Annotated in this window: 19 protein-coding genes, 2 pseudogenes and 1 riboswitch; of the genes and pseudogenes, 3 read left to right on the forward strand and 18 right to left on the reverse strand. The window is 72.0% G+C overall.

The window, feature by feature from the left end; all coding sequences use genetic code 11:
• The 5 genes and pseudogenes from ABD340_RS47880 to ABD340_RS05845 form a co-directional block, all read right to left on the reverse strand.
• Positions 1-61, reverse strand: a pseudogene (locus ABD340_RS47880) (Clp protease N-terminal domain-containing protein); the annotation flags it as partial.
• 367 nt (positions 62-428) lie between these two features.
• A complete protein-coding gene (locus ABD340_RS05830) occupies positions 429-752 on the reverse strand; it encodes a histone-like nucleoid-structuring protein Lsr2 (protein ID WP_344587461.1) in 324 nt (107 codons plus the stop codon).
• Between the two features lie 700 nt (positions 753-1,452).
• Complete coding sequence (locus ABD340_RS05835; protein WP_344587463.1) at positions 1,453-2,175, reverse strand: RDD family protein; 723 nt, start codon at positions 2,173-2,175, stop codon at positions 1,453-1,455.
• 8 nt (positions 2,176-2,183) lie between these two features.
• Complete coding sequence (locus tag ABD340_RS05840) at positions 2,184-3,077, reverse strand: RDD family protein (protein WP_344587464.1); 894 nt, start codon at positions 3,075-3,077, stop codon at positions 2,184-2,186.
• Between the two features lie 3 nt (positions 3,078-3,080).
• The gene (locus ABD340_RS05845) at positions 3,081-3,677 is read right to left on the reverse strand and encodes an amino-acid N-acetyltransferase (RefSeq protein WP_344587465.1); all 597 of its coding nucleotides are present in this window, start codon (positions 3,675-3,677) and stop codon (positions 3,081-3,083) included.
• Between the two features lie 324 nt (positions 3,678-4,001).
• A riboswitch (cyclic di-AMP (ydaO/yuaA leader) is annotated at positions 4,002-4,122 on the forward strand.
• 78 nt (positions 4,123-4,200) lie between these two features.
• Between ABD340_RS05845 and ABD340_RS05850 the strand changes: the two genes are divergently transcribed.
• Positions 4,201-5,127, forward strand: a complete 927-nt coding sequence (locus ABD340_RS05850; protein ID WP_344587466.1) for a C40 family peptidase — start codon at positions 4,201-4,203, stop codon at positions 5,125-5,127.
• 273 nt (positions 5,128-5,400) lie between these two features.
• On the opposite strand, the gene ABD340_RS05855 is transcribed toward ABD340_RS05850, so the two are convergent.
• A complete protein-coding gene (locus ABD340_RS05855; protein WP_344587469.1) occupies positions 5,401-5,631 on the reverse strand; it encodes a LuxR family transcriptional regulator in 231 nt (76 codons plus the stop codon).
• Between the two features lie 553 nt (positions 5,632-6,184).
• Here ABD340_RS05855 and ABD340_RS05860 point away from each other — a divergent pair.
• Entirely contained in the window at positions 6,185-7,231 is a 1,047-nt protein-coding gene (locus ABD340_RS05860; RefSeq protein WP_344587470.1) for a LacI family DNA-binding transcriptional regulator, read from the forward strand.
• A gap of 166 nt (positions 7,232-7,397) precedes the next feature.
• On the opposite strand, the gene lysX is transcribed toward ABD340_RS05860, so the two are convergent.
• From lysX to ABD340_RS05915, 11 genes and pseudogenes are all read right to left on the reverse strand, one after another.
• Positions 7,398-8,888: a bifunctional lysylphosphatidylglycerol synthetase/lysine--tRNA ligase LysX gene (gene lysX / locus ABD340_RS05865; RefSeq protein ID WP_344587472.1), complete on the reverse strand. Its 1,491-nt coding sequence runs from the start codon at positions 8,886-8,888 to the stop codon at positions 7,398-7,400.
• 219 nt (positions 8,889-9,107) lie between these two features.
• Positions 9,108-9,890: a type III pantothenate kinase gene (locus tag ABD340_RS05870; protein WP_344587474.1), complete on the reverse strand. Its 783-nt coding sequence runs from the start codon at positions 9,888-9,890 to the stop codon at positions 9,108-9,110.
• A 14-nt stretch (positions 9,891-9,904) separates the two neighbouring features.
• Positions 9,905-12,384 (reverse strand): annotated as a pseudogene (locus tag ABD340_RS05875) (L-aspartate oxidase).
• Positions 12,385-12,452: 68 nt separating this feature from the next.
• Positions 12,453-12,866: an aspartate 1-decarboxylase gene (gene panD, locus ABD340_RS05880; RefSeq protein ID WP_344587475.1), complete on the reverse strand. Its 414-nt coding sequence runs from the start codon at positions 12,864-12,866 to the stop codon at positions 12,453-12,455.
• Positions 12,866-13,753 carry a pantoate--beta-alanine ligase gene (gene panC / locus ABD340_RS05885; protein WP_344587616.1) on the reverse strand — a complete coding sequence of 296 codons (888 nt, stop codon included), beginning with the start codon at positions 13,751-13,753 and terminating at the stop codon, positions 12,866-12,868. The genes panD and panC overlap by 1 nt, the downstream gene beginning before the upstream one ends.
• A 62-nt stretch (positions 13,754-13,815) precedes the next feature.
• Positions 13,816-14,733 carry a Rossmann-like and DUF2520 domain-containing protein gene (locus ABD340_RS05890; protein ID WP_344587619.1) on the reverse strand — a complete coding sequence of 306 codons (918 nt, stop codon included), beginning with the start codon at positions 14,731-14,733 and terminating at the stop codon, positions 13,816-13,818.
• A 350-nt stretch (positions 14,734-15,083) separates the two neighbouring features.
• Entirely contained in the window at positions 15,084-17,657 is a 2,574-nt protein-coding gene (locus ABD340_RS05895; RefSeq protein ID WP_344587476.1) for an ABC transporter permease, read from the reverse strand.
• 3 nt (positions 17,658-17,660) lie between these two features.
• Positions 17,661-18,437: an ABC transporter ATP-binding protein gene (locus tag ABD340_RS05900; protein WP_344587478.1), complete on the reverse strand. Its 777-nt coding sequence runs from the start codon at positions 18,435-18,437 to the stop codon at positions 17,661-17,663.
• Positions 18,438-18,715: 278 nt separating this feature from the next.
• The gene (locus tag ABD340_RS05905) at positions 18,716-19,024 is read right to left on the reverse strand and encodes a chaplin family protein (RefSeq protein ID WP_344587479.1); all 309 of its coding nucleotides are present in this window, start codon (positions 19,022-19,024) and stop codon (positions 18,716-18,718) included.
• 178 nt (positions 19,025-19,202) lie between these two features.
• The gene (locus ABD340_RS05910; protein WP_344587620.1) at positions 19,203-19,892 is read right to left on the reverse strand and encodes a response regulator; all 690 of its coding nucleotides are present in this window, start codon (positions 19,890-19,892) and stop codon (positions 19,203-19,205) included.
• A gap of 73 nt (positions 19,893-19,965) precedes the next feature.
• Entirely contained in the window at positions 19,966-21,162 is a 1,197-nt protein-coding gene (locus tag ABD340_RS05915; protein ID WP_344587480.1) for a sensor histidine kinase, read from the reverse strand.
• Between the two features lie 109 nt (positions 21,163-21,271).
• Between ABD340_RS05915 and ABD340_RS05920 the strand changes: the two genes are divergently transcribed.
• Positions 21,272-22,399, forward strand: a complete 1,128-nt coding sequence (locus tag ABD340_RS05920) for an SAM-dependent methyltransferase (protein ID WP_344587481.1) — start codon at positions 21,272-21,274, stop codon at positions 22,397-22,399.
• Here the strand turns inward: ABD340_RS05920 and ABD340_RS05925 are convergent.
• Complete coding sequence (locus tag ABD340_RS05925) at positions 22,304-23,518, reverse strand: cytochrome P450 (protein ID WP_344587483.1); 1,215 nt, start codon at positions 23,516-23,518, stop codon at positions 22,304-22,306. The two genes, ABD340_RS05920 and ABD340_RS05925, sit on opposite strands and share 96 nt — an antisense overlap.
• Positions 23,519-23,524 lie beyond the last annotated feature (6 nt).

Raw genomic sequence — 23,524 nt, forward strand, 5'->3', positions numbered from 1 at the left:
TGGCCTCTTCCTGAGCCAGAACGACAACCCGCCGCGCGCGGTCGGTGAACCTCTCGAACATCTCGTCGCTCCTCACAGAGCGGTTGGTCAGAGTCCGGGATGTCCGAACCTGTCCTTCCGCAGGTGCTGGCACCAATCAATCTAGCCCGCCCCGAGGAGGCCGCCCGGTGCACTCCCACCGGGAGACGTTCCCCAGCTAAGCGCTGTTCAGTCTCATCCAACTACCGTGCGGTCCCGCCATGTTCCCGCTACGCCGCAAGCGAACGTCGCCTTTCGGCAGGTGGATCATGACTCGTGCACGGCGGCCGGCGCGATGGCCGATTGAACCCTGTCTACCGGCAAGATGCCGTATACAACCCGCGGATCGCTACGCCACAAGCGAACGGCCCGTCTCACGATGGGAGACGGGCCGTCGCGGGCGAGGCGTCTCAGTGGGCGGCCTCGTACTTCTCGATCACATTCGCCGGGATGCGGCCGCGCTCATTGACCTTGATGCCGTGGTCCTTGGCCCAGGCACGGATCTCGGCGCTGCGCTCACGGCTGGAGGCGCCGCGCTGACGGCGGCGGCGAGTGGTGGCGCCCGCCTTACGGGACTTCTCGACGAACTGCTGCAGAGAATCCCGCAGCTTCTTTGCGTTGGCGCTACTGAGGTCGATCTCGTACGAGGCGCCGTCGATCGAGAACGCTACGGTCTCGTCCGCCTCGCCACCGTCGAGGTCGTCGACGAGAAGCACCTGAACCTTCTGTGCCATGGGGACAGACCTTTCAGCTGGAGCAAACTGCATTCGGTTGACAAAGATATACCGCGATGGTTGCCGATGACAATTCAACACTCGCGTGAAGTCCCCCTTCCCCCCCGGTAACTCTTCGTAATCGCCGGTCGCCGAATCGGCCGTGCGGGTGATACGCGGCGGCAAGGGGCGATACGCGACGGCCCGCCACCGCCGGTCCACCCGGTGTGGCGGGCTGTATGTTTTTGTCCGGCCACCCGGTCCGGGCCGGGATTTCGGGGGTGACGGGGATCACCCCCGCCCGCCCCGCCCAGCGCGGTCGATCATGCATTGGCCCGGTTTCCCGGGCCCGCGGGCTTTCCCCGGAGGGGTCCGGGGGCGAAGAAATGAAGCGGCCACCACCTTAACCGGGGAGGCAACACCCACCCCGCAGCCATCGATTAACCCTGACGTAACGGCACTAACCGCACCGTCGCGGGGGAATGCACGGCAAGCCAGGACACCCGCACGGCGACCTGATCACGCCCCGCCACCCGGGGATGTTCATGGATACCGGCGGGGACGTGGTCGGCGAAATCCGTTGCCGTGGCGGGGGCTCGGCTTGGAAGTGCTCCGTAGGCGACTACGGCGCGGTGGACTCTACTGCATACCGATAACAGCGGATAAGCCCTCAATGGTGTCACACATGACCCGGCGCGGCTTGTGGCTTCTGGAAGGTCGCTCAGGCGGAGCCGCGCTTCACGACGATGGTGGCCGCAAGCCGGTCATGCAACGCCTGTCGGCGTAGCCCCTCGTACATCAGAGCGGCGTTCCCCACCCAGAAGAGACCGGCGATGAGACCGAACACCGGTACCGGCCGAGCGGCAATAGGAAGGGCATAGGCGGCCGACCGCAGCAAGGAACGTGTCACCCCTAGCGGCAGGGGCTTCTGAACGGGTTCCTGCTGAAGGGTCCCGTCTGTTAGGGATGCCGTAGGAGCGCCTTCCGGCGCGTGCTCATCAGGGCTCGCGGCCGGCTCCGATTTGCCTTCCTGCTGGGGCTCGGCCACGGCTTCGAGGGACTGCGATGGGGCCCCTGGACGTCCCAAGGCCCCCTCTGGAGCCGCTGAGAGGCCCGCTGAGGCCGTTTGGCGCACGACCTCGATGCCAGCGAACCGTTTGCCGAGCGTACGTCCCCACAGGGCAAGCTGGACCCACTCGTACAGCAGCAGGAATCCGGCCACGGCGGGGGGCGCGACGATGTCGGCGTCCGCCGCCGGCACCACCTCGCGCACCACCACCACGACGGGCAGGCCGACCACGAGGGTGTCCACGATCCGGGCGAGCAGCCGCTGCCCCGGCTCGGCCAGCCCGGAAGGGGCCTCCGAGGACGCCGGCTCGGACGTCCCGGACGGAGGCCCCTCTTCAGGGAGCGGGTCGGCGTTCGGTGCCTGATCCGCCGCCATCTCCGGCCTTACTCCCCGTATCCGGAGTACTCGGCGGTGTCGCCGTAGCCGGAGTCGCCGTGGCCGGAGTCGCCCTCCTCGACCCGCTCGTCGATGACGAGCGTGCCCGCGAACCGGTCGTGCAGGGACTGGTGCAGGGGCTGGTCCCAGATCGCCCACAGGTAGGCCATCAGGGCCCCGAACCACACCAGGAGCAACCCGTACGCCAGGTAGTCCCACACCATCACGGCGAGGACCAGGAAGAAGAAGACACCGATCTGGTAGCCCACGTGGATGACGCCCGCGCGCCACACCGCCTGGGTCGTGGTCAGCGCGTCACCTGCGGGACGCACCTGGACGACCCCGAGATGCATCATCCGCTTGCCGAGCGTGCGCCCCCACAGGGAGAGCTGCACCGCCTCGTAGATGAAGGGCAGCACCGACAGGACGGCGAAAAGCGTGAAGATGATGGGCCAGTTCCAGATGCCGCCCTCGGTGTCGGTCTTGTTGCCCTCGCTGCCCAGGCCGATCGTGCCGATGACGACGGGCAGGACGAGGGCGAACCCGAACACCGCGACCAGCGCGTTGTCGAGCAGGCGGGCGGCCGCGCGCCGGTAAATGGGGGCCAGCGGCAGGCTGGCCGCCTCGGCGATGTCGTCCTCGCCGCCGTAGTAGCCCTGGTCGTACCCCTGGTCGTACCCCTGGTCCTGGACGGGCGGCTGCTGCCAGCCCTGCTGGGGCGGCGGCGCCTGGTTCTGCCATTGCCCCTGGTTCTGCCACTGCTGCGCTGGCGGTTGCTGGGGTTGCTGCCACTGGGAACCTTGGTAGGGAGGCGGAGGGCCATAGGAGCCCTGTCCCTGTCCCTGCGGCGGCGGGCCCTGCGGCGGCGGCTGGTGCCTGCCGCGGCGGGGGGATCTACTCATCGGTCAGTCCTCCAGGCGAAGCAACATCCGGGTATTGCCCAAGGTATTCGGCTTGACCCGGTCGAGGTCCAGGAACTCTGCCACGCCTTCGTCGTAGGAACGCAGGAGTTCTTCGTACACCTCTGGCGAAACGGGAGTCCCGAGGATCGGACGGAAGCCGTGCCGCTCGAAGAACTCCACCTCGAAGGTAAGACAGAACACCCTTCGCACACCCAGTTCCCTGGCGGTCTCGAGCAACCGGCTCACGATCCGGTGACCGATCCCCCGCCCCCCGTAACCCGGGTCGACCGCGACCGAGCGGACTTCCGCGAGGTCTTCCCACATGACATGCAGGGCGCCGCATCCCATGATCCGGCCGGAACGGTTCACGGCTTCGGCTCCGGCGCGTTCCGGACGTTCCGGATGGGCCGGCGCCGCCGCGCGGATTCCCGTCCCAGAAGGCGCCTGAAGGTCTTCGGCGACCCAGAACTCCTGTACGTCCTCATAGAGCTTCACGGTGGACTTCTTGAGCAGCCGCCGCCCCGATCCCGCGTACAGGCCGACGAGCCGGCTGATGTCCTGGACGTCGGCGGTACGGGCACGTCTGATCACGACTTCCACAAACAGGCGACGCTATCGGACCGCCGGCACTCGTTCGAACGAAGGGGGTGGCTGTCCGGAACATCCCGATCGGTCGGGTACGGGTGATGCAAAGCCCATCCCAAATGTTGGACAAAGCTGGGCATTCCACTCGGATCATGGTGCGCCGCATGAGTTTTCGTCACTTCCGGTTGGCACGCCACCCCGGTTCCGTTAGTCTCCTGCGCTGACATCCGCCGCCGCGATCGATCAGCCGGGACGACCACCCGGACAGCGGCGGCCGAACCGCCGAGTCCGCGGGCCGCGGCCAGCGCCCCACGGAACCGAGGACCCATCCATCGGTCGGGTCGCGGGGCGCCGCAGTCCCGGGGACCCAAGCCGACAGGGGTCAATCCGCATCGCCGCGGACGGGCTGCTCCGGCCCGAACCCGTCAGCTAACTCGGTAGGCGGATCAGGAGAGGAGAATTGGTGGAGCGCTCGCGCCCTGGTTCCTTTTCACGCCGCGAACCGGCCGTCCGATTCCGGGCCGGAACGCCGGCCGGCATGCTGGCCGGCGGATTCGCCGCGGCCGCCGTCCTGGCCTCCCCCGGCACCGCGCACGCCGATCCGGAGCCGTCCGCCAAAGAGCTGCAGACCCAGGCGCACAAGCTCGCCGATCAGCTCGAACAGCTCACCGAGCAGTACAACGGCCTGAAGGTCAAGCTGCAGCAGTCGCAGCGCGCCGCCAAGGTCGCCGCCGACAACGCGGCACGGCAGGAGAAGACGCTGCAGGGCGTCCGCGAGAAGCTCGGCAGCCTCGCCGCCACCAGCTACATGCAGGGCGGCACCGACCCGGCCCTCTCCTTCGTCGCCGCCCAGGACCCGCAGGCCATGCTCGACCAGGCCGCGACCCTGCGCTACTTCGCCGCCCAGGACGGCACCCGCGTCGCGAACATGATGCAGGCCATGCAGGCAGCCCAGCGCGCCCGCAAGTCCGCCGAGGAGCGCTCGGCGCAGGTCGACAAGCTGCGCGGGCAACTGGACGCGCAGCGCAAGAAGGTCACCGGCACCTACGAGAAGGTCCGCGGCAGGCTCGTCAAGAAGGATCCGACGCAGCTGGGCAAGCTGCCCGTCGTCGGCACCGGCAAGGCGGCCCAGGCGCTGCGGCTGGCGATGTCCAAGATGGGGCGCCCCTACGTATGGGGCGCCGCGGGCCCGTCCACCTTCGACTGCTCCGGCCTGACGATGTGGGCCTACAAGCAGGTCGGGATCAACCTCCCCCACTACACCGGCAGCCAGTGGAACGCGGGCACGCACATCTCACGCGGCGAGATGCAGCCGGGCGACCTGGTCTTCTTCTACTCCGACCTGCACCACATGGGCATGTACGTGGGCGGCGGGAAGATGCTGCACGCACCGCAGACCGGTGATGTCGTCAAGATCTCGCCGATCGGGGGGCGGCCGTTCGCCGGCGCGGTACGGGTCGCCTGATCCCCTCCCAGACGGACCGGCCTTGAAAGACGGATCTGCCTTGAAAGCGTGCCCGAACCGGGCGTCACGCCTGGGAAGGTGTTTGGCGGGGGGCCTTAGCCAGGGGGTCGGGAACAACGTCCGCGGCGACGCCTCGCAGGGACCTACCTGCCAGGGGGCGGCGTCGCCGCAACGGGGAAGGACGGAGTTCGTCTTCTTCTCTGCCGTTTCCTGCTACCGCCCGCCTCCTCCTGACGGGCGAGGGCCTTACGGCCCGGGGCGGGCCGAGTGACCCTAGATGAGCTGCCTACGGGCCGCCCACACAACGGCCTCGATAGGGGTGTTGACCTCGAGACGATCGCAGATCGTCCGAAGCCTGCGCCGCAGGGTGCGGGCGCTCAGCTCGAGCTTGCGAGCCGCCACATCGGCTGTGACACCGCTGGCGATCTGCGCGAGCAGGCGGATCTCCTCCTCGTTCAATCGCAGATCGTCGATGCCACGACGTGCGAGTGTGGCCTGTTCCACTCCGTCCTCCCTCGTCCGTGGTGATGACCGCGGGGATGCAGCCGTTCGCTACACAGGCACGGGTAGGCCTCGATCTGTACGCGTTGGTTGCCGGGTCCGGACCCTCCGGACTGAGATCATCGATTCTCACTTCGAAGCGCGCGCTTGGCCGGAGGTGGCCGATGGGCCGATTGACAGGCGCCATGGGGGAACTCCAGGTGACGATGCACTCGTTGGCCAACCGAACGCGGACGCACCTCCGGGTGCGAAGGACGCGCCCACGACGTCGTGGACGGCGACCCCGCCTGGGAGGAGGGCGCCTTGTCCGGGACGGGTCTTGATCGCCAGCCATCTCCACCCGCCCCCTTTCGCTCGATCATCCGACTCCTTCGTCCCGGCCGTGGACGAAGATCGTGAATCGTTTCAAGCTACGCTTCGGCTCGGAACGCTAGGCGGCCGGATCCGGCCCGTCAAGCGGCAGTTAGGCACTATGTGTACCCGTATAGGAACCGAACGTGAGCAGCCGCGCGGGGGCGAACTGCGGAAAACTCGATAACCTGCGAAAACAAGCTCGGTGTCGACGAGGAGAGAGTTGCCACAGACCAGCATCCGCGAAGTCGCGAGGCACGCCGGAGTTTCAGTTGGGACGGTTTCGAATGTCCTAAACCGGCCAGACCTCGTGGCCGAAGCTACCCGTGACCGTGTTCGCGCGGCGATCCAGGAGCTCGGCTTCGTCCGGAACGAGTCGGCCCGCAGGCTCCGCCAGGGGCCGCGCCGCTCCTCTGATCGCCGTGCGGGATCGCCGCGCCCGCGCGCGTTCGGCATCGTCGTCGAGGACCTCACCAACCCGTACGCGGCCGATGTCGCCCGCGGCGCCGAGCTGACGCTCAACGACGCGGGGCACGACGCGCTGTGGCTCAGCAGTGACCACTCCGCCGGCAAGGAGAGCCGCAACCTGGAGATGCTGGTGGAGCATCAGGCCGCCGGGGCGCTGGTCGTCCCGGTGGGGCTCGACCAGGCCGGCATCGACCGGCTGCGCGCCTCCTCCGGCATGGCGGTGGTGCTGATCGACCATGCCGGGCCGGACGTCTGCTCGGCGCAGGTCGACCATGTGGCCGGCGGTGACATCGCCGCCGGGCATCTGCTGGCGCTCGGCCATGAACGGCTGGCGTTCGTGACCGGAGGGCCCGCGCCGCGGCCGGTCGTGGAGCGCGGCGAGGGCGCCGCGCGCACGCTGGCGAAGGCGGGCGGCGGCGAGCTGCGCACGCTGACGCAGCGGGCGCTGTCACCGACCGAGGGCCGGGCCGCCGCGCAGCGGCTGCTGGCGATGTCGCCGACGCCGACGGGCGTCTTCTGCGCCAACGACCTGCTGGCCATCGGCCTGATCAACGAGCTGCTGCGGCTGGGGGTGTCGGTGCCGGGCGAGATCGCCGTGGTCGGCTACGACGACATCGAGCTGGCGGCCAGCTCGGCGGTGCCGCTGACCACCATCCGCCAGCCCCGGCTGGCGGTCGGGGAGGAGGCGGCGGAGCTGGCACTGGCCGAGTGGAGCGAGGGCGACTCGCACATGCACCGGCAGGTGATCCTGACCCCCGAACTGGTGCAGCGGGAATCCACCTGAGCTCCGGGCGGCGGGCGCGTTCCATGACGAACGCGCCCGCCGCCCACACTGAGAACCAGCGAGCGCTGAGACGGCGCTCCGGGCGCGAAGTCGCCCCGGCAGATGTTCCGGACCACCTATCGCGACGATCTCGCCCTAGGGGCGCTCTCCGCGCTCCGGCGGCGGATCACTCCGGCTTGACCAGTGGGAAAAGGATGGTCTCGCGGATGTTCTTGCCGGTGAACGCCATGATCATCCGGTCGATCCCGGCGCCCATCCCGCCGGTCGGCGGCATCGCGTACTCCAGCGCCCGCAGGAAGTCCTCGTCCAGCTGCATCGCCTCGGGGTCGCCCCCGGCGGCCAGCAGCGACTGCTCGGTCAGCCGGCGGCGCTGCTCGATCGGGTCGACCAGCTCGGAGTACGCGGTGCCCAGCTCGGTGCCGAACCCGATCAGGTCCCACTTCTCGGTGAGCAGCGGCTCGTCCCGGTGCTGCCGGGTCAGCGGCGAGGTCTCCAGCGGGTAGTCCATGACGAACGTCGGCTGGACGAGGGTGTGCTCCACCAGCTCCTCGAAGATCTCCTGGACGAGCTTGCCCTGCCCCCACTTGGGATCCCACTTGATCTCGCGGGAGTCGGCCAGCTTCCGGACGGCCTCCAGCGGCGTGCGCGGGGTGATCTCCTCGCCCAGCGCCTCCGACACCGCCCCGTACAGCGTGATCCGCGGCCATTCGGGCAGCCCGAGGTCGTACTCCTCGCCCTCGTGGACGACGACCGTGGTGCCCAGCGCGGCGACGACCGCCTTCTGGTACATCCGCTGGGTCAGGTCGGCCATGTCGTTGTAGTCGAGGTAGGTGCCGTAGGCCTCGACCATCGTGAACTCGGGGTTGTGGGTGGAGTCGGCGCCCTCGTTGCGGAAGTTGCGGTTGATCTCGAAGACCTTGTCGATGCCGCCCACGACGAGCCGCTTGAGGTACAGCTCGATCGCGATCCGCAGGTACAGGTCCATGCCGTAGGCGTTGATGTGGGTCTTGAACGGCCGCGCCGCCGCCCCGCCGTGGATCGGCTGGAGCATCGGGGTCTCGACCTCGAGGTAGCCCTCCTCGTGCCAGAAGTCCCGTACGGCGCGGACGGTGGCGCTGCGGATCCGGGCCATGGCGCGGGCCTCGTCGTTGACGATCAGGTCCACGTACCGCTGCCGGACCCGCGCCTCCGGGTCGGTCAGCCCGGCGTGCTTCTCCGGCAGCGGGCGCAGGCACTTGGAGGTGATCGCGAACCCGTCCGCCATGATCGACAGCTCGCCGCGGCGGGAGGTGATGATCTCGCCCTCGACGCCGACGTGGTCGCCGAGGTCGACCTCGCGCTTCCAGAAGTCGAGCCGCTCCTGCCCGACCTTGGCGAGCGAGAGCATGACCTGGATCTCGCCGCCGCCGTCGCGGATGGTGGCGAAGCACAGCTTGCCGGTGTTGCGGACGAGCATGACGCGACCGGTGACGCCGGCTTTCTCGCCCGTCTCGGTGCCCGGCTCCAGCTCGGGGTATTTCTCCCGCACCTCGGCGATGGTCGCCGTGCGGGGGAAGGTCACCGGGTACGGGTCGATTCCGCTTTCACGGAGCCGGTCGAGCTTCTCCCGGCGCACGCGCATCTGCTCCGGGAGCTCGTCGTAGATCTCGTCGCTCACGCGCCCCAGGCTATCGACCCACCGCCACCGATTAATCCGACCGCCACCCTTGGGGGCAAGGGGCGTAGCCCCAAGGAGGTGTGGGGGGCGGAGCCCCTGCCGGGGGGTGCGGGGGGGCTGACCCCCTGCCGGGGTGGGTGTGCCCTGGAGCGAGCCCCTGGGCGAGCGCAGGGGTGCGCCCGCCCCGCCGGGTGGTGTGGAGGGTCGCCCCTCCACAAGCTACACAGTGTTGCGTTCGTAGATCAGGCGTAGGCCTACGAGGGTGAGCCAGGGCTCGTACACGTCGATGCTCCGTGACTCTTCCAGGACGAGCGGCGCGAGGCCCCCGGTCGCGATCACGTTCACGTCTTCGGGCTCGGCGGTGAGCTCCTCCGTCATCCGTTCGACGATGCCGTCCACCTGTCCGGCGAATCCGAAGATGATGCCGGACTGGAGGGCCTCGACGGTGTTCTTGGCGATCACGTTCCGCGGGCGGACCAGCTCGATCTTGTGCAGTTGGGCGCCGCGCATCGACAGCGCGTCGATCGAGATCTCGATGCCGGGCGCGATCGCGCCGCCCACGTACTCGCCCCTGGCGGAGACGGCGTCGAAGGTGGTGGCGGTGCCGAAGTCGACGACGATCGCCGGGCCGGGGTGCAGGTGCGCCGCGGCCAGCGCGTTCACGATCCGGTCCGCCCCGACCTCCTTGGGGTTGTCCATCCGCACCGGGACGCCGGTCTTGACCCCCGGCTCGACGATCACCGCGGGCACGTCGCCGTAGTAGCGGCGGCACATCTCCCGCATCTCGTGCAGGACGGACGGGACGGTGGAGCACAGCGCGATGCCGCTGATGTCGGTCTCGGCCAGCAGCGGGCTCTGCTGGACCAGGCCCTGCAGGACCACCGCGATCTCGTCGGCGGTCCGCCGCGGATCGGTGTTGATCCGCCAGTGCTCGATCACCTCCTCGCCCTCGAACAGGCCGAGGACGGTGTTGGTGTTACCGACGTCGATGGTGAGCAGCATCAGGTCCCCGCTGATCAGGTGAAGTCAAGGCCGATGTCGAGCACGCGCGCCGAGTGCGTGAGCGCGCCCACTGCAAGGTAGTCCACACCGGTCACGGCCGCGTCTCGGGCCCGGTCCAACGACAGGCCGCCGCTGGCCTCCAGTTCGGCCCGGCCCGCGACGCGCCGGACCGCCTCGGCCATCTCGGCGTCGCTCATGTTGTCCAGCAGGATCGAGGCGGCGCCGACCGCCACCGCCTCGTCCACCTGGTCGAGGGTGTCGCATTCGACCTGGACGCTCAGCGCCGGGTAGATCGCGCGGATCGACCGGTACGCCTGGGTGACCGAGCCGGCCGCCGCCACGTGGTTGTCCTTGACCAGGGCGGCGTCGTGCAGGCCCATCCGGTGGTTGACGCCGCCGCCGCAGCGCACCGCGTACTTCTGCAGGGCGCGCAGCCCTGGCAGCGTCTTGCGGGTGTCGCGGACTCTGGCCCCGGTGCCCTGGACCGCGTCGACCCAGCGCCGGGTCTCGGTGGCGATTCCGGACAGGTGGGTGAGCAGGTTGAGCGCGGTGCGCTCGGCGCGCAGCACGGCGCGGGTCGGCCCGGCGACGGTCAGGAGCACCTGCCCGGCGGTCACCGGGTCGCCGTCGGAGACCTTGGCCGCGTGGTCGATCTCCAGCAGTTCGAAGACGGCCCCGGCGACCGGGACGCCGGCGACCACCCCGTCCTGGCGGGCGGTGAAGTCGCCGCTCGCGACGGCGTCCGGCGGGAAGATCGGCTCGCTGGTGACGTCGACCGCGCCGTCCTCGGCCAGCGCCGTCCGCACCAGGTTCTCCACAGCCTGTGGATCGAGCCCGGCCTCGCGCAGCCGTCCCTCCAGCTCCGGCGTCATGATGAGGTCCCTTCGTAAGTGGTCGTGAACGTCCCGCCGGCCGCCCGGGTGACCAGGTGGCCGGCCCAGGCGGCGTCGTTGCGGTCGGGGAAGTCCTCGCGCCAGTGGCTGCCGCGGGTCTCCTCGCGGCGGCGCGCGGCAGCGACGATCGCGGTCGCGACCGCGTGCAGGTTGGTCGCCTCCCAGGCGTCCACGCCCGGCTCCACCGCGTCGGTGGCGGCCAGGGCGCGCAGCTCGCGGTCGGCGGCGGCCAGGCCCGCGGCGTCGCGGAGCACCCCGGCGTGCGCGGACATGATCCGCTGGATGTCGCCGCGCGCCCGCGGGTCGATCAGCCCGCCCCCCGGAAGCGCCCGGAACGTTCCCGGACGGGGCGCGGCGGCCAGGTCGGCGGGCAGCGCGGCGGCGATGCGCTCGGCGAAGACGAGCCCTTCGAGCAGCGAGTTGGACGCCAGCCGGTTCGCGCCGTGCACGCCCGTGCAGGCGACCTCGCCGCACGCGTACAGGCCCGGCACCGACGTGCGGCCGGACAGGTCGGTGCGGACGCCGCCGCTCGAGTAGTGGGCCGCCGGGACGATCGGGATCCGCTCCGTCACCGGATCGATCCCGTGGTGCCGGCAGGCCGCCAGGATCGTCGGGAAGCGGTGCTCCCACATGCGGGCGCCCAGGTGCCGGCCGTCCAGCAGCATGTGGGACGCGCCGGTCTCGCGCATCCGGTTCATGATCCCCTTGGCCACGACGTCGCGCGGCGCCAGTTCCGCCAGCTCGTGCCGGCCGAGCATGAACCGCTCGCCCGCGTGGTCGACCAGGTGGGCGCCCTCGCCGCGCACCGCCTCGGAGATCAGCGGCTGCTGCCCGCGCGCGCCCTCGCCCAGCCAGAGGACGGTCGGGTGGAACTGCACGAACTCCAGGTCGGTCACGGCCGCGCCTGCGCGCAGCGCCAGCGCCACGCCGTCGCCGGTGGACACTTCGGGGTTGGTGGTGGCGGAGAACGCCTGGCCGAGCCCGCCCGTGGCCAGCACCACCGCCCGCGCCCGCACGGCGCCGACCCCGCCGGGCTGGCCCTCGCCCATCACGTGCAGCGTCACCCCGGCCGCGCGGCCGGAGTCGTCCTCGACCAGGTCCAGGACGAGCGCGTTCTCGATCACCTCGATGTTCGCCTGTTTGAGGGCGGCGAGCAGGGCGCGGCTGATCTCGGCGCCGGTGGCGTCGCCGCCGGCGTGCGCGATGCGCCGCCGGTGGTGGCCGCCCTCCCGGGTCAGCGCGATGTCCCCGCCGTCGGCGCGGTCGAACTCCGCGCCGAGCTCGATCAGCCGCCGGACGGCCGCCGGCCCCTCGGTCACCAGGGTGCGCACCGCGTCCTCGTCGCACAGCCCGACGCCGGCGGCCAGCGTGTCGGCGAGGTGGTCGGCGGGGCTGTCGTCGGGCGCCAGCGCCGCCGCGATGCCGCCCTGCGCCCACCGGGTGGAGCCCTCGTCCAGCAGTGCCTTGGTGACGAGCAGGACCCGGCCATGGGAACGGCAGCGCAGTGCCGCCACGAGTCCGGCGATGCCGGAGCCGATCAGCACGATGTCGGAGCTGACGGTCCAGCCGGGGGCGGGGGCGGAGAGAGGCCGAGGGGTCATGACGCCCTCCTCAGGGGGTCGGTTCTCGTCATTGTGACATTAACCCCTGAGAAGGGCGCCCACCGGGGTCAGCGGACCAGGTCGCCGCGCAGCCCGGCCGAGCCGGGAACGGGCTCGGCCGGGTCGTCGCCCAGCGAGACGATCGCGTTCGACCGGTCCACGTGCACCACCCGGGGCGTGAAGGCGCGCGCCTCCGCGTCGGTCATCGCCGCGTAGCTGATGATGATCACCAGATCGCCGGGCTGCACCAGCCGGGCCGCGGCGCCGTTGATGCCGATCACGCCCGAGCCGCGCTCGCCCGCGATCAGGTAGGTCTCCAGCCGGGCGCCGTTGTCGATGTCGACCACCTGCACCTGCTCGCCGGGCAGCAGGTCGGCGGCGTCCATGAGGTCCTGGTCGATGGTCAGCGACCCCACGTAGTGCAGGTCGGCCTGGGTGACGGTGGCACGGTGGATCTTCGACTTGAACATCGTCCGGAACATCAGGACTCCTTGGGGGAACCGACACGCAGCGGCATGTTGTCGATCAGGTGGGTGGCGCCGACCCGGCCCGCCACGGCGAGCACGCCGGGGCCGGTGCGGGCGGGACCGAACTCGGTGAACGTCGCGGGGTCGACCAGGACGAGGTAGTCCAGCTCCAGCGGCGGATCGGCGTCCGCCACCCGGTCCAGCACGGCCCGCGCGGCGCGCAGCACCGCCTCGGCGCCCGCCTCGGCCGCGTCCGCGCCCGCGCGCAGCGCCTCGGAGAGGGCCAGCGCGGTACGCCGCTCGGCGGCCGACAGGTAGCGGTTGCGGCTGGAGAGGGCCAGGCCGTCCGGCTCCCGGACGGTCGGCACGCCCTCGACCCGCACCGGGACGTCCAGATCGGCGACCATCCGGCGGATCATGGCCAGCTGCTGGGCGTCCTTCTCGCCGAAGAACGCCACGTCCGGCCGGACCAGCTGGAGCAGCTTCATCACCACGGTCAGCATCCCGTCGAAGTGGCCCGGCCGGGCGGCCCCCTCGACCACCTCGCCCATCGGCCCGGAACGGATCGTGACCTGCGGCTCGGCCGGGTACATCACCTCGCGGGCCGGCGCGAAGACCAGATCGGCGCCCGCCGCCGCGCACGCGGCCAGGTCGTCGGCGAACGTGCGCGGGTAGCGGTCGAAGTCCTCGTGCGGGCCGAACTGGAGCGGGTTGACGAAGATGCTCACCACGACCGTGTCCGCGCTCTCCCGCGCCCGGCGGATCAGCGTCAGGTGGCCCTCGTGCAGCGCGCCCATGGTCGGCACCAGCGCCAGCGTGCCGGTGGCGCGGGACCGGGCCGCGGCCAGTTCCTCCCGGGTCCGCGCGACGGCCGGCGCGGCCCCCGCCGGCCCCTCCGCCACCGCGGGCTCTTCCTCTCTTACCGAACTCGCCTGATCCACCGGCCCTCCTCGCTCGATCCGGATCAATCCGCCAGCACTTCGAGGAGCCGCTCGGCGTCCTCGGGCTTGAGCATCCCGGCGGCCAGCGCGCGGTCGGCGGTCAGCCGGGCCAGCGCCACGTACGCGGCACGCCCCTCCGGCGACACTCCGTCCAGCACCCCGACGTGGTCGGCGACCGTGCCGGCGTCGCCGCGCGCGACCGGGCCGGTGAGACCGTCGATGCCGAGCCGCAGCGCGTTGTCGAGCGCGGCGCCCAGCAGCGGGCCGAGCATCCGCCCGGGCTCGGCGACCCCGGCCCGGCTCAGCAGGTCCATCGCCTCCACCACCAGCGTGACCAGGTGGTTCGCGCCGCCGGCCAGCGCGGCGTGGTAGAGCCCGCGGCGGTCTTCCTCGATCCAGGACGGTTCCCCGCCCATCTCCAGCACCAGCGCCTCGGCGACCGGCCGCAGCGGCTCCGGCGCGGTGACGCCGAAGGAGATCCCGGTCAGCCGGTTCACGTCGTCGGGCCGCCCGGTGAACGTCATGACCGGGTGCAGGGCCAGCGGCAGCCCGCCAGCCCGGGTGATCGGGTCCAGGACGCCGGTGCCGTACCGGCCGCTGGTGTGCGCGACCAGCTTGCCGGTGACCGGGACGCCCGTGGCCACCAGCCCGGCGACCAGGTCGGGCAGGGCGTCGTCGGGGACGGTGAGCAGCACCAGGTCGGCGGCGGCCACCACCTCCTGCGGGGTGCCCAGGGCGGCCTCCGGCAGCCTTTCCTCGGCCCGCCGCAGCGAGGGCTCCGACACCGCCGCGGCGGCGATCACCCGGTGGCCGGCGCGGGCCAGCGCGACGCCGAGCGCCGTGCCGACGCGTCCCGCGCCGACGACGCCCACGGCCAGCCGTGCGGGACGGTCCGCCGGACGGGGCGCCGAGTCGCTTTCGGGCGTGCCGGAGGAGGGCATGCGCTGTCGATCCATGAGATCCGTTCCAGTCCTTCGGTAGGTACCGGACGTTCGCGCCCCAGCGTACCCGGCGTGCCCGAGGCCGCACGGCACCGCGGGGACACTTACGGCCCGGCGAGGGTTCAGCTACCGAACGTTACGGAAGCCTCGGTGCCGACGCCACACTCATACCCGCTTTCTGGAAACGGGTTGCGCGCCCTGACCTGCACGAGATAACTCTGAGTAGCGCTGGTCACGCGGAGTGAGGACAGTTACTCCGCCAACGCCTCCGCCCCACCGCTCATCCCGTACGGGCGGTGGGGCGGAGTTCCCGGCCGGCCGGCCGAAGACCGGGTCGGTCGAAGGACGGGTCAGTCGAACGACAGCGACTCCACGATCGAGGTGCGCGCCGCGCGCCGGGCCGGCAGCACCGCGGCGAGCATCCCCGCCACCCCGGCCAGCACCATGAACCCGGCGATCTGCAGGTAGGGCAGCGCGAACACCGCGCTCTCGCCCATCGCCCGGGTCGACGCCCAGCCGAACACGACCCCGAGCAGCACCCCGGTCAGCGCCCCGATCACGGCCATGACCAGCGCCTCCACCGACAGCATCCGGCGCAGCTGCCGCTTGGTGAGGCCCAGCGCCCGCAGCAGCGCGGACTCGCGGGTGCGTTCCACCACCGACAGCGTCAGCGTGTTGGCGATGCCGAACAGCGCGATCACGATGGCCAGCCCCAGCAGCCCGCCGAACACCATCAGCACCATGTCGATGGCCTTGGTGAACTCCTCCCGGATCTCGGCGGCGGAGCTGAACTTGGCCGTCGGGTACGGCTTGGCGGCGGCCTCGACGGCGGCGCGGGCCCGTTCCGCGGGCACCCCGGCGGCGGCCTTGACGAAGATCTGGGACGGGTCGGTGGCGCCGTACACCCGGCCGAAGTCCGCCTCGGTCAGCACCAGGCCGCGGATCGGGACGTCACCGCGGAAGATCCCGGCCACCGTCACCCGCAGGGGCTGCCCCGCCGGGGACCGCCGGCCCGCGGGGGCCTCGCCGCCGTCCCCCGCCGTCTCCTCCCGCAGCCCCTGGACGGTCATGGTCTGCCCGGTCCGGAGGTTCCGGGACTCCGCGGTCTCCTCGTCCACGATCGCGGCGCCGGGACGCAGGCCGCCGAGCGAGCCGCTGCGGAACTCGGGCCGGATGACGCCGCCGAACGCCGACTGGGTGACCGTGGCGACCCTGGCCTCCCGTCCGCCGATGTCGGCGTCCCCCCGCCGCAGCTCGACGATCGCGCCGAACTCGGAACGCGCCCGCAGGCTCTGGCTCAGCGCCGCCGGCACCTTCTGGCCGCCGTCGCCGTACTGGCCCTGGATCGCGAAGTCCATCGGGAACTGCCTGTCCAGCTGCTGCGTGGAGGTGGCCTTGCCGCTGGCGGCGATCACCGCGAACAGGGTCATCAGGCCGACCCCGATGGTCAGCGCGATCGTCGTGGTGGCGGTGCGCCGCGGCGCGCGGCGGGCGTTCTCCACCGCGAGCCGTCCGGGCACGCCCGCCGCCCGGCCCGGCAGCGCGCCCACGACCCGGCCCAGCGGGCGGATCAGGGCGGGCATCACGGCGATCACCGCGAGGAACACCAGGGCGCCCCCCGCCGCGACCACGAACATCGCCGTCTCGCCCTTGTCCATGACCATCGACCCGAGCACGCAGACCGCGCCGCCCGCCACGGCGAACAGCACCGTGAAAGCGGTGCGCGCCCAGCCGAGCCGGAAGCGGGCGGTGCCCGGCTCCAGGTCGGAGCGGAGCGCGACGACCGGCGCGACCCGGGTCGCGCCGCGCGCCGGGAGCAGCGCCGCCAGCACGGTGACCACCACGCCGACGGCCAGGCCGACCAGCACCGTGCGGGGCGCCAGCGTCACATCGCTCGCCGACAGCTTCGGTCCGGCCGGGCCCGCGATGCCGCGCCCGCCGAGCAGCGCCAGCGCCCCGGCGCCCAGCCCCACCCCGGCGGCCAGCCCGAGCAGCGAGCCGACCAGCCCGACCACCGCGGACTCGGCCAGGACGCCCCCGAAGATCTGCCGGCGGGTGGCGCCGACGCAGCGCAGCAGCGCCATCTCGCGCATCCGCTGCGCGATCAGGATGGTGAAGGTGTTGTAGATGACCAGTGCCGAGACCAGCACCGCGACCAGGCCGAACAGCAGCAGCCCGGTACGGATGACCTCCGTGTCGGCGCCCGCCGCCCTGGCCAGCTCGTCGGCCAGCTGCGCGCCCGCCAGCACCCGGTGGTCGCCCCGCCCGGCGGCGGCCGCGATCGCGGCACGGTCCGCGCCGGCCACGTCGATCTCCTCGAACGTCCGCTCGCCGGTCATCCGGGCCGCGGTGGCCGGGGCGAAGCCGACCACCCCGCGGAAGGCGGCGTCGGGGTCGAGGCCGACGCCGACCAGGCCGACGACTTTGAACGGGTGCGGGGCCTTCCGCTGGTCCAGCACGGTGATCGTGTCACCGACCCGGAACTTCGCCCGGGACGCCACCCGCGCGTCCAGGACGGCCTCGCCCGGCCCCTTCGGCGCCCGGCCCTGGTCGAACTCGTACCGCGGCATCCGGCCGCCGGCGATCGAGAGCCCGACCGTCGGGAGGTCGCCGACCGCCTTGCCGTCCCGGCCGAGCAGCGCCGCGTCGCCGCGGACCTGGCCCTGCGCCTCCACCACGCCGGGCACCGCGCGGATCCGGGCGAGCATGTCGGCGGGCAGGCCCTTGCCGGAGTCCTCGGCGGGCAGCACCGCGACGTCCACCTTGCCGGCGGAACGGGCGAAGGTCTTCTGCACGCCGCCGTCCATGGCGTCGGTGAGGACGAACGTCCCGCCGATGAACCCGACGCCGAGGGTGATCGCGACCGCGGTGAGCAGCAGCCGCAGCTTGTGGGCGCGCAGGCCCGCCAGTGTCGTCTTCAGCATCGCTCAGCCGCCCAGGCTCTTGAGCCGGTCGAGGACGGTGTCGGGGGTCGGCCGGTACAGCTCGGTGACGATCGTCCCGTCGCGCAGGAACACCACCCGGTCGGCGTACGAGGCGGCCGCCGGGTCGTGGGTGACCATCACGATGGTCTGGCCCATCTCCCGCACCGAGGTGCGCAGGAAGCCCAGCACCTCGGCGCCGGAGGCGGAGTCCAGGTTCCCGGTCGGCTCGTCCGCGAAGATCACCTCAGGCCGGGCGACCAGCGCCCGGGCGCAGGCGACCCGCTGCTGCTGCCCGCCCGACAGCTCGCTGGGACGGTGGCCGAGCCGGTCCCGCAGCCCCACCACCTCCACCACCCGGTCGAACCACGCGCGGTCCGGGCTGCGCCCGGCCAGCTGGAGCGGGAGCAGGATGTTCTGCTCGGCGGTCAGCGTGGGCAGCAGGTTGAACGCCTGGAAGACGAACCCGACCCGGTCGCGGCGCAGCAGCGTCAGCCGCCGGTCGCTCATCCCGGTGATCTCCACGTCGCCCAGCGTCACCCGGCCGCCGCCGACGGTGTCGAGCCCGGCCAGGCAGTGCATCAGCGTGGACTTCCCGGACCCGGACGGGCCCATGATCGCGGTGAACGCGCCGCTCGCGAAGCCGACCGTGACGCCGCGCAGCGCGTGCACCGCCGCGTCGCCGCTCCCGTACACCTTGGACACCTCGGTGGCCGACACGGCCGGAGGTGCCGCGCCGGCGCCCGGCCCGCCTCCGGCATGGCTGGTGAACGTACTGGTCACGGTGGCTCCTTCGCTGAGATCCGCGTCGCTGCGCGGCGTTCGATGACGACCGTGACCACGCTAGGAAGCGGCGGCCTCCGTGCCATCGATCGCGCGGCCACGGTTCGCGTCAGCATCGGGAGCGGGTGCGGGCGCTCCCGTACGACCTGAGTCGTACGCGTCCGTCACCGTCGTGAACGACCCCGCGCGCCACCCGGGCGCAGGGGCGCCGGAGATGCGAAGAGCGCTGGAGACCCGGAATCTCCAGCGCTCTTCGATGCTCTCCGGTGGGGCTTGCGTCAGTCCTGCAGGACCAGCTGGTCGTTGCCCTTGCAACCCGCGCCCGACTGCGACAGGAGCGTGATGACGTTGGCGGAGACGCCGCACACGGTGACCGGGATGTTGGCGTTGACCGGGACCTGGGTGCCGTTCAGGATCCCGTGGTTACCGGCGGTCAGGTTCTTCGGGACGCTGTGGGCGTGGCCCCCGCCGCCGTGGTGGCCGTGGCCGCCGCCGTAGGCGTCGGCGTTCGCCGGGGCCGCAGCCACCATGATCGCGCCAGAGACGGCGAAGCCGAGAATGCCGGTCGCCGCGAGCTTCTTCAGCACGTGGAATCCTCCCGTACGTAGGGGCCGAAAGGGCCCTGCCTGCATTTCACATGCGCGCTCCGCCGCCCCCCGTTGGACGGCGTCACGTACGGTAGTTAGCCAACTACTACTGGGTAACACCAAGGAAAACCAGGCTTCGAAAGGAAACAGTCATCCCAGCGTAATGTTTACGTGACTCTCAGTCACCGATTTGCCCGCTCTTGACCAGACCCGTCTCATATGCGAAAACCACCGCCTGGACCCGGTCGCGCAGGTTCAGCTTCATCAGGATCCGGCCCATGTGCGTCTTGACCGTCGCCTCCGAGACGTACAGCCGCTCGGCGATCTCGGCGTTGGACATCCCGCGCGCCACCAGCCGCAGCACCTCGCCCTCCCGGCCGGTCAGCGACTCCAGCGCCCCGCTCGCCCGCCGCTCGGCGTCCGGCAGGTGCACCGCGAACCGGTCGAGCAGCCGCCGCGTGGTGCTCGGCGCCACCACCGCGTCCCCCGAGTGCACCGCCCGGATCGCCTCGATCAGCTGCGCCGGGCCCGCGTCCTTGAGCAGGAACCCGCCCGCACCCGCCTTGATCGCGGCGAAGGCGTACTCGTCCAGGTCGAAGGTGGTCAGGATGATCACCTTCGGCCCGCCGCCCGCGGCGGTGATCCGGCGGGTGGCCTCGATCCCGTCCATCCGCGGCATCCGCACGTCCATCAGGACGACGTCGGCCGCGGCCGTGCGCAACCGCTCCAGGGCCTGCGCCCCATCGCCCGCCTCGCCCACCACCTCGATGTCGGGCTGGGCGTCCAGCACCATCGTGAAGCCCGCCCGGACCAGCTCCTGATCGTCCACCAGCAGCACCCGGACGGGCCGCGCCTCGGGCTCCTCCAGCTCGCTCACCCCAGCACCCCACTCAACACGGCACCCCACTCAACACGGCACCCCATTCAACGCGGCACCCCGCTCATCGCCGGACCTCTTCGCGAACCGGGATCCGCGCCACCACCTCGAAACCGCCGCCGGCCCGCGGGCCCGCCCGGACCTCGCCGCCGTACACCGCGACCCGCTCCCGCATCCCCACCAGGCCGTGCCCCCGCCCGTCGGAGCGGGCGGCGGCGCCGCGGCCGTCGTCGGTGATCCTGATCTCGATCGCGTCGTCACCGTAGTGGAGCAGCACCCGCGCCGCCGCACGGGGTCCGCCGTGCTTGAGGGTGTTGGTCAGCGCCTCCTGCGCGATCCGGAAGACCGTCAGCTGCCGGCCCTCCGACAGCTCCAGCGGCACGCCCTCCACCGCGAACTCCAGCGGCAGCCCGGACCCGCGGATCTGCTCCACCAGCTCGGCCAGCTGCGCCACACCCGGCTGCGGCGTGTACGAGCCGGCGTCGCCGTCCTCCCGCAGCACGCCCAGCATCCGGCGCATCTCCGCCAGCGCGGTCCGCCCCGTCGAGGAGATCGTCTCCAGCGCCTGCCGGGCCCGCCCGGTGTCGGAGTCGATCGCGAACGAGGCGCCGTCCGCCTGCACCACGATCACGCTGACGTTGTGCGCCACGACGTCGTGCAGCTCGCGCGCGATCCGGGCGCGCTCGCCCGCCTTGGCGATCTGCAGCTCGGCGTCGCGCTCGCGCTCGAGCCGCGCCGCCCGCTCCTCCACCGAGCGCAGGTACGCCCGCCGCGTGCGCATGTGCAACCCCAGCAGCCACACCCCGGCCACGAAGACCGAGCCCAAGAGCAGCCCGTACTTCTGGTCCCCCCACCCGCCCACGTACCGGGCCGTCCCCAGGAACACGCCCCCCACGGTGACCAGCGCGGCGGCCACACCCCAGCGGATCGACGGCCCGGCCGCGACCGTGTAAAGGCCCATCAGCACGCTCATGTTCGAGGGCAGGATCGGCACGTTCACCACCACCTGGGCGAAACACACCAGGCAGATCAACGCGAACACCGCGCGCGGGTAGGTCCGCCGCAGCACCAGCGGCGCCAGCAGCCCGGCATTCCACACCAGGTACATCGGTCTCGACACGTCGTAGGTGTCGCCCAGCAGGCCGGTCAGCGCGTACAGGGAGAGCGGGAGTGCGAGGAACACGTCCACGAGGGGACGCGAGCGCAGGGCGTCCACCACCGGCCGCGCGCCACGGAACCACGCCCAGACTCTGCTGACCATGCCGGAAGAGTACTTTCACGCCGATCGTCCCTGGATCCCCCCGGAGTCGGACCCGGGTACGACCCGAGGATGGGCGCGCCGCCCCGCCGGTCCGGGTAACGTCGCTGGCGTGGGGGCGTTGCTGACGTGGCGGACCGCGATGGAGCGGGCACTTTACGGGCCGGACGGCTTCTACCGGCGAGGCGAGCGACCGGCCGAGCACTTCCGCACCTCGGTGCACGTGTCCGGACGCTTCGCCGCGGCGCTCGCCCGCGTGCTGGTCGAGGTCGACGCCGCGCTCGGCCGGCCCGACCGGCTCGACCTGGTCGACGTCGGCGCCGGCAGCGGCCGGTTGCTGACCGGCGTCGCCGCGAACGTCCCGGCCGAGCTGGCGGAGCGGCTCGCGCTCACCGCGGTCGAGATCGCCCCGCGCCCCGCCGGGATCCCCGCCCGGGTGCGCTGGCGGGACGCCCTGCCCGGCGAGATCACCGGCCTGGTCATCGCCAACGAGTGGCTGGACAACGTGCCGCTGGACGTGGTCGAGCACACCCCCGACGGCCCGCGCACCGTCCTGGTCGACCCGGTCACCGGGGAGGAGAGCCCCGGCCCGCCACTGGGCGCCGCCGACGCCGACTGGCTGGAGCGCTGGTGGCCGCTGCGCGAGCCCGGCGACCGCGCCGAGATCGGCGGGCCGCGCTGCGCCGCGTGGGCCGCGGTCGTCCGGCGGCTGAGCCGCGGGCTGGCGGTGGCGATGGACTACTCGCACGTCCGCGCGGCCCGCCCGGTGTACGGCACCCTCACCGGCTACCGCGACGGCGCGACCGTGCCCGCCGTACCGGACGGCTCCTGCGACGTGACCGCCCATGTCGCGCTCGACGCGTGCGCCGTCGCGGGCCAGGCGGCGGGGGCCGCCGCCACGCTCCTCACCACCCAGCGCGCGGCCCTGCGCGCGCTGGGCGTCACCGGCGGCCGCCCGCCGCTGGAGCTGGCCGGCCGCGACCCGCGCGGCTACCTGGTCGCGCTCGGCGCCGCGGGCGAGGACGCCGAACTCATCGACCCCGGCGGCCTGGGCGGCTTCGGCTGGCTCGTCCAGACCGCCGGCATCCCGATCCCGGAACCGCTGGCGGGGCTGGCCGGGCGCGGCGCCTCGGATCGCGGCGCCTCAGATCTCGACGTGCAGATCCCGCAGCCCGCGCAGCACGAATCCGGGCTTCCACCGCGGCTCTTCGGCGAGCCGCATGCCGGGCGCGAGCCGTAGCAGCGCCCCGTACGACTCGGCCAGCTCGATCCGGGTCAGCGGCGCGCCCAGGCAGTAGTGGATGCCGAGCCCGAAGGAGATGTGCGGGTTCGGGTCGCGGCCCAGGTCGAGTCGGTCGGGCTCGGCGAAGACCTCCGGGTCGCGGTTGGCCGCGGCCAGCTGCAGCGCCACCTCGGACCCGCGCGGGATTCCGACGCCCGCGACCTCGATGTCCTCCAGCACCCAGCGTTCGAACATCGGCAACGAGGTGTCGTACCGCAGCAGCTCCTCGACCGCGGCCGGCATGAGGGACGGGTCGGCGCGGAGCCGCGCCAGCTCGTCCGGGTGGCGGAACAGCGACCACCAGCCGTTGCCGGTGGCGTTGACCGTGCCCTCGTGCCCGGCGTTGAGGAGCAGCACGCAGGTGCCGATCAGCTCGTCCTCGGTGAGCCGGTCGCCGCCCTCGTCCACCACCTGGGCGAGCGCACTGATCAGGTCGTCGCGCGGGTCGGCCCGGCGGGCACGGGCCAGCCCGCGCAGGTAGTCGGAGAACTCCACGGCCGCGCGCACCGCCGTCCGCTGCGCCTCCTCCGACGGGTTCAGCTCGTACATCCCGCAGATGTCGGCCGACCAGGGGCGCAGCAGCGGACGGTCCTCGACCGGCACGCCCAGCATCTCGGCGATGACGTTCACCGGCAGCGGCTCGGCCACCCCGGCCACCAGGTCGCCGCCGCCCTCGTCCACCAGCGCGCCGGCCAGCTCCTCGGCCAGCCCGCGGACCATCGGCCGCAGCCCCTCGACCATCCGGGCGGTGAACGCCCTGGACACCAGCCGCCGCAGCCGGGTGTGGACGGGCGGCTCCACGTCCAGCATCCCGGCCCTGATCAGGTCCCAGAACGGCCGCAGGAACTCCGCCTCCGGCTCCCGTCCGAACTCCTCGTGGCCGGCGACGTGCAGGTAGGAGCGGCCGAGCCGGCGGTCCCGGAGCAGCGCGTCCACGTCCCCGTACCGGGAGATCACCCACTGGCCGGTCGGCTCGTGGAAGAACACCGGCCGTTCGGCGCGCAGCGCGGCGAAGGCGGGATAGGGATCCGCGACGAACTCCGCGACCCATGGGTCATAAACCGCTAAAGCGCTCATGCCGCG

The organism is Actinomadura vinacea (genome assembly GCF_039532545.1).
GTDB classification, from domain to species: Bacteria; Actinomycetota; Actinomycetes; order Streptosporangiales; family Streptosporangiaceae; genus Spirillospora; species Spirillospora vinacea.

What these genes read in the sequence shown, in the direction of transcription:
- ABD340_RS05870 (WP_344587474.1), bottom strand. Translation starts at nt 9,890, where the DNA reads ATGCTGCTCACCATCGACGTCGGTAACACCAACACCGTCCTCGGCCTG.
- ABD340_RS05835 (WP_344587463.1), bottom strand. Translation starts at nt 2,175, where the DNA reads ATGGCGGCGGATCAGGCACCGAACGCCGACCCGCTCCCTGAAGAGGGG.
- ABD340_RS05895 (WP_344587476.1), bottom strand. Translation starts at nt 17,657, where the DNA reads ATGCTGAAGACGACACTGGCGGGCCTGCGCGCCCACAAGCTGCGGCTG.
- ABD340_RS05915 (WP_344587480.1), bottom strand. Translation starts at nt 21,162, where the DNA reads ATGGTCAGCAGAGTCTGGGCGTGGTTCCGTGGCGCGCGGCCGGTGGTG.
- panD (WP_344587475.1), bottom strand. Translation starts at nt 12,866, where the DNA reads ATGTTCCGGACGATGTTCAAGTCGAAGATCCACCGTGCCACCGTCACC.
- ABD340_RS05830 (WP_344587461.1), bottom strand. Translation starts at nt 752, where the DNA reads ATGGCACAGAAGGTTCAGGTGCTTCTCGTCGACGACCTCGACGGTGGC.
- ABD340_RS05890 (WP_344587619.1), bottom strand. Translation starts at nt 14,733, where the DNA reads ATGCCCTCCTCCGGCACGCCCGAAAGCGACTCGGCGCCCCGTCCGGCG.
- ABD340_RS05840 (WP_344587464.1), bottom strand. Translation starts at nt 3,077, where the DNA reads ATGAGTAGATCCCCCCGCCGCGGCAGGCACCAGCCGCCGCCGCAGGGC.
- ABD340_RS05925 (WP_344587483.1), bottom strand. Translation starts at nt 23,518, where the DNA reads ATGAGCGCTTTAGCGGTTTATGACCCATGGGTCGCGGAGTTCGTCGCG.
- ABD340_RS05850 (WP_344587466.1), top strand. Translation starts at nt 4,201, where the DNA reads ATGCTGGCCGGCGGATTCGCCGCGGCCGCCGTCCTGGCCTCCCCCGGC.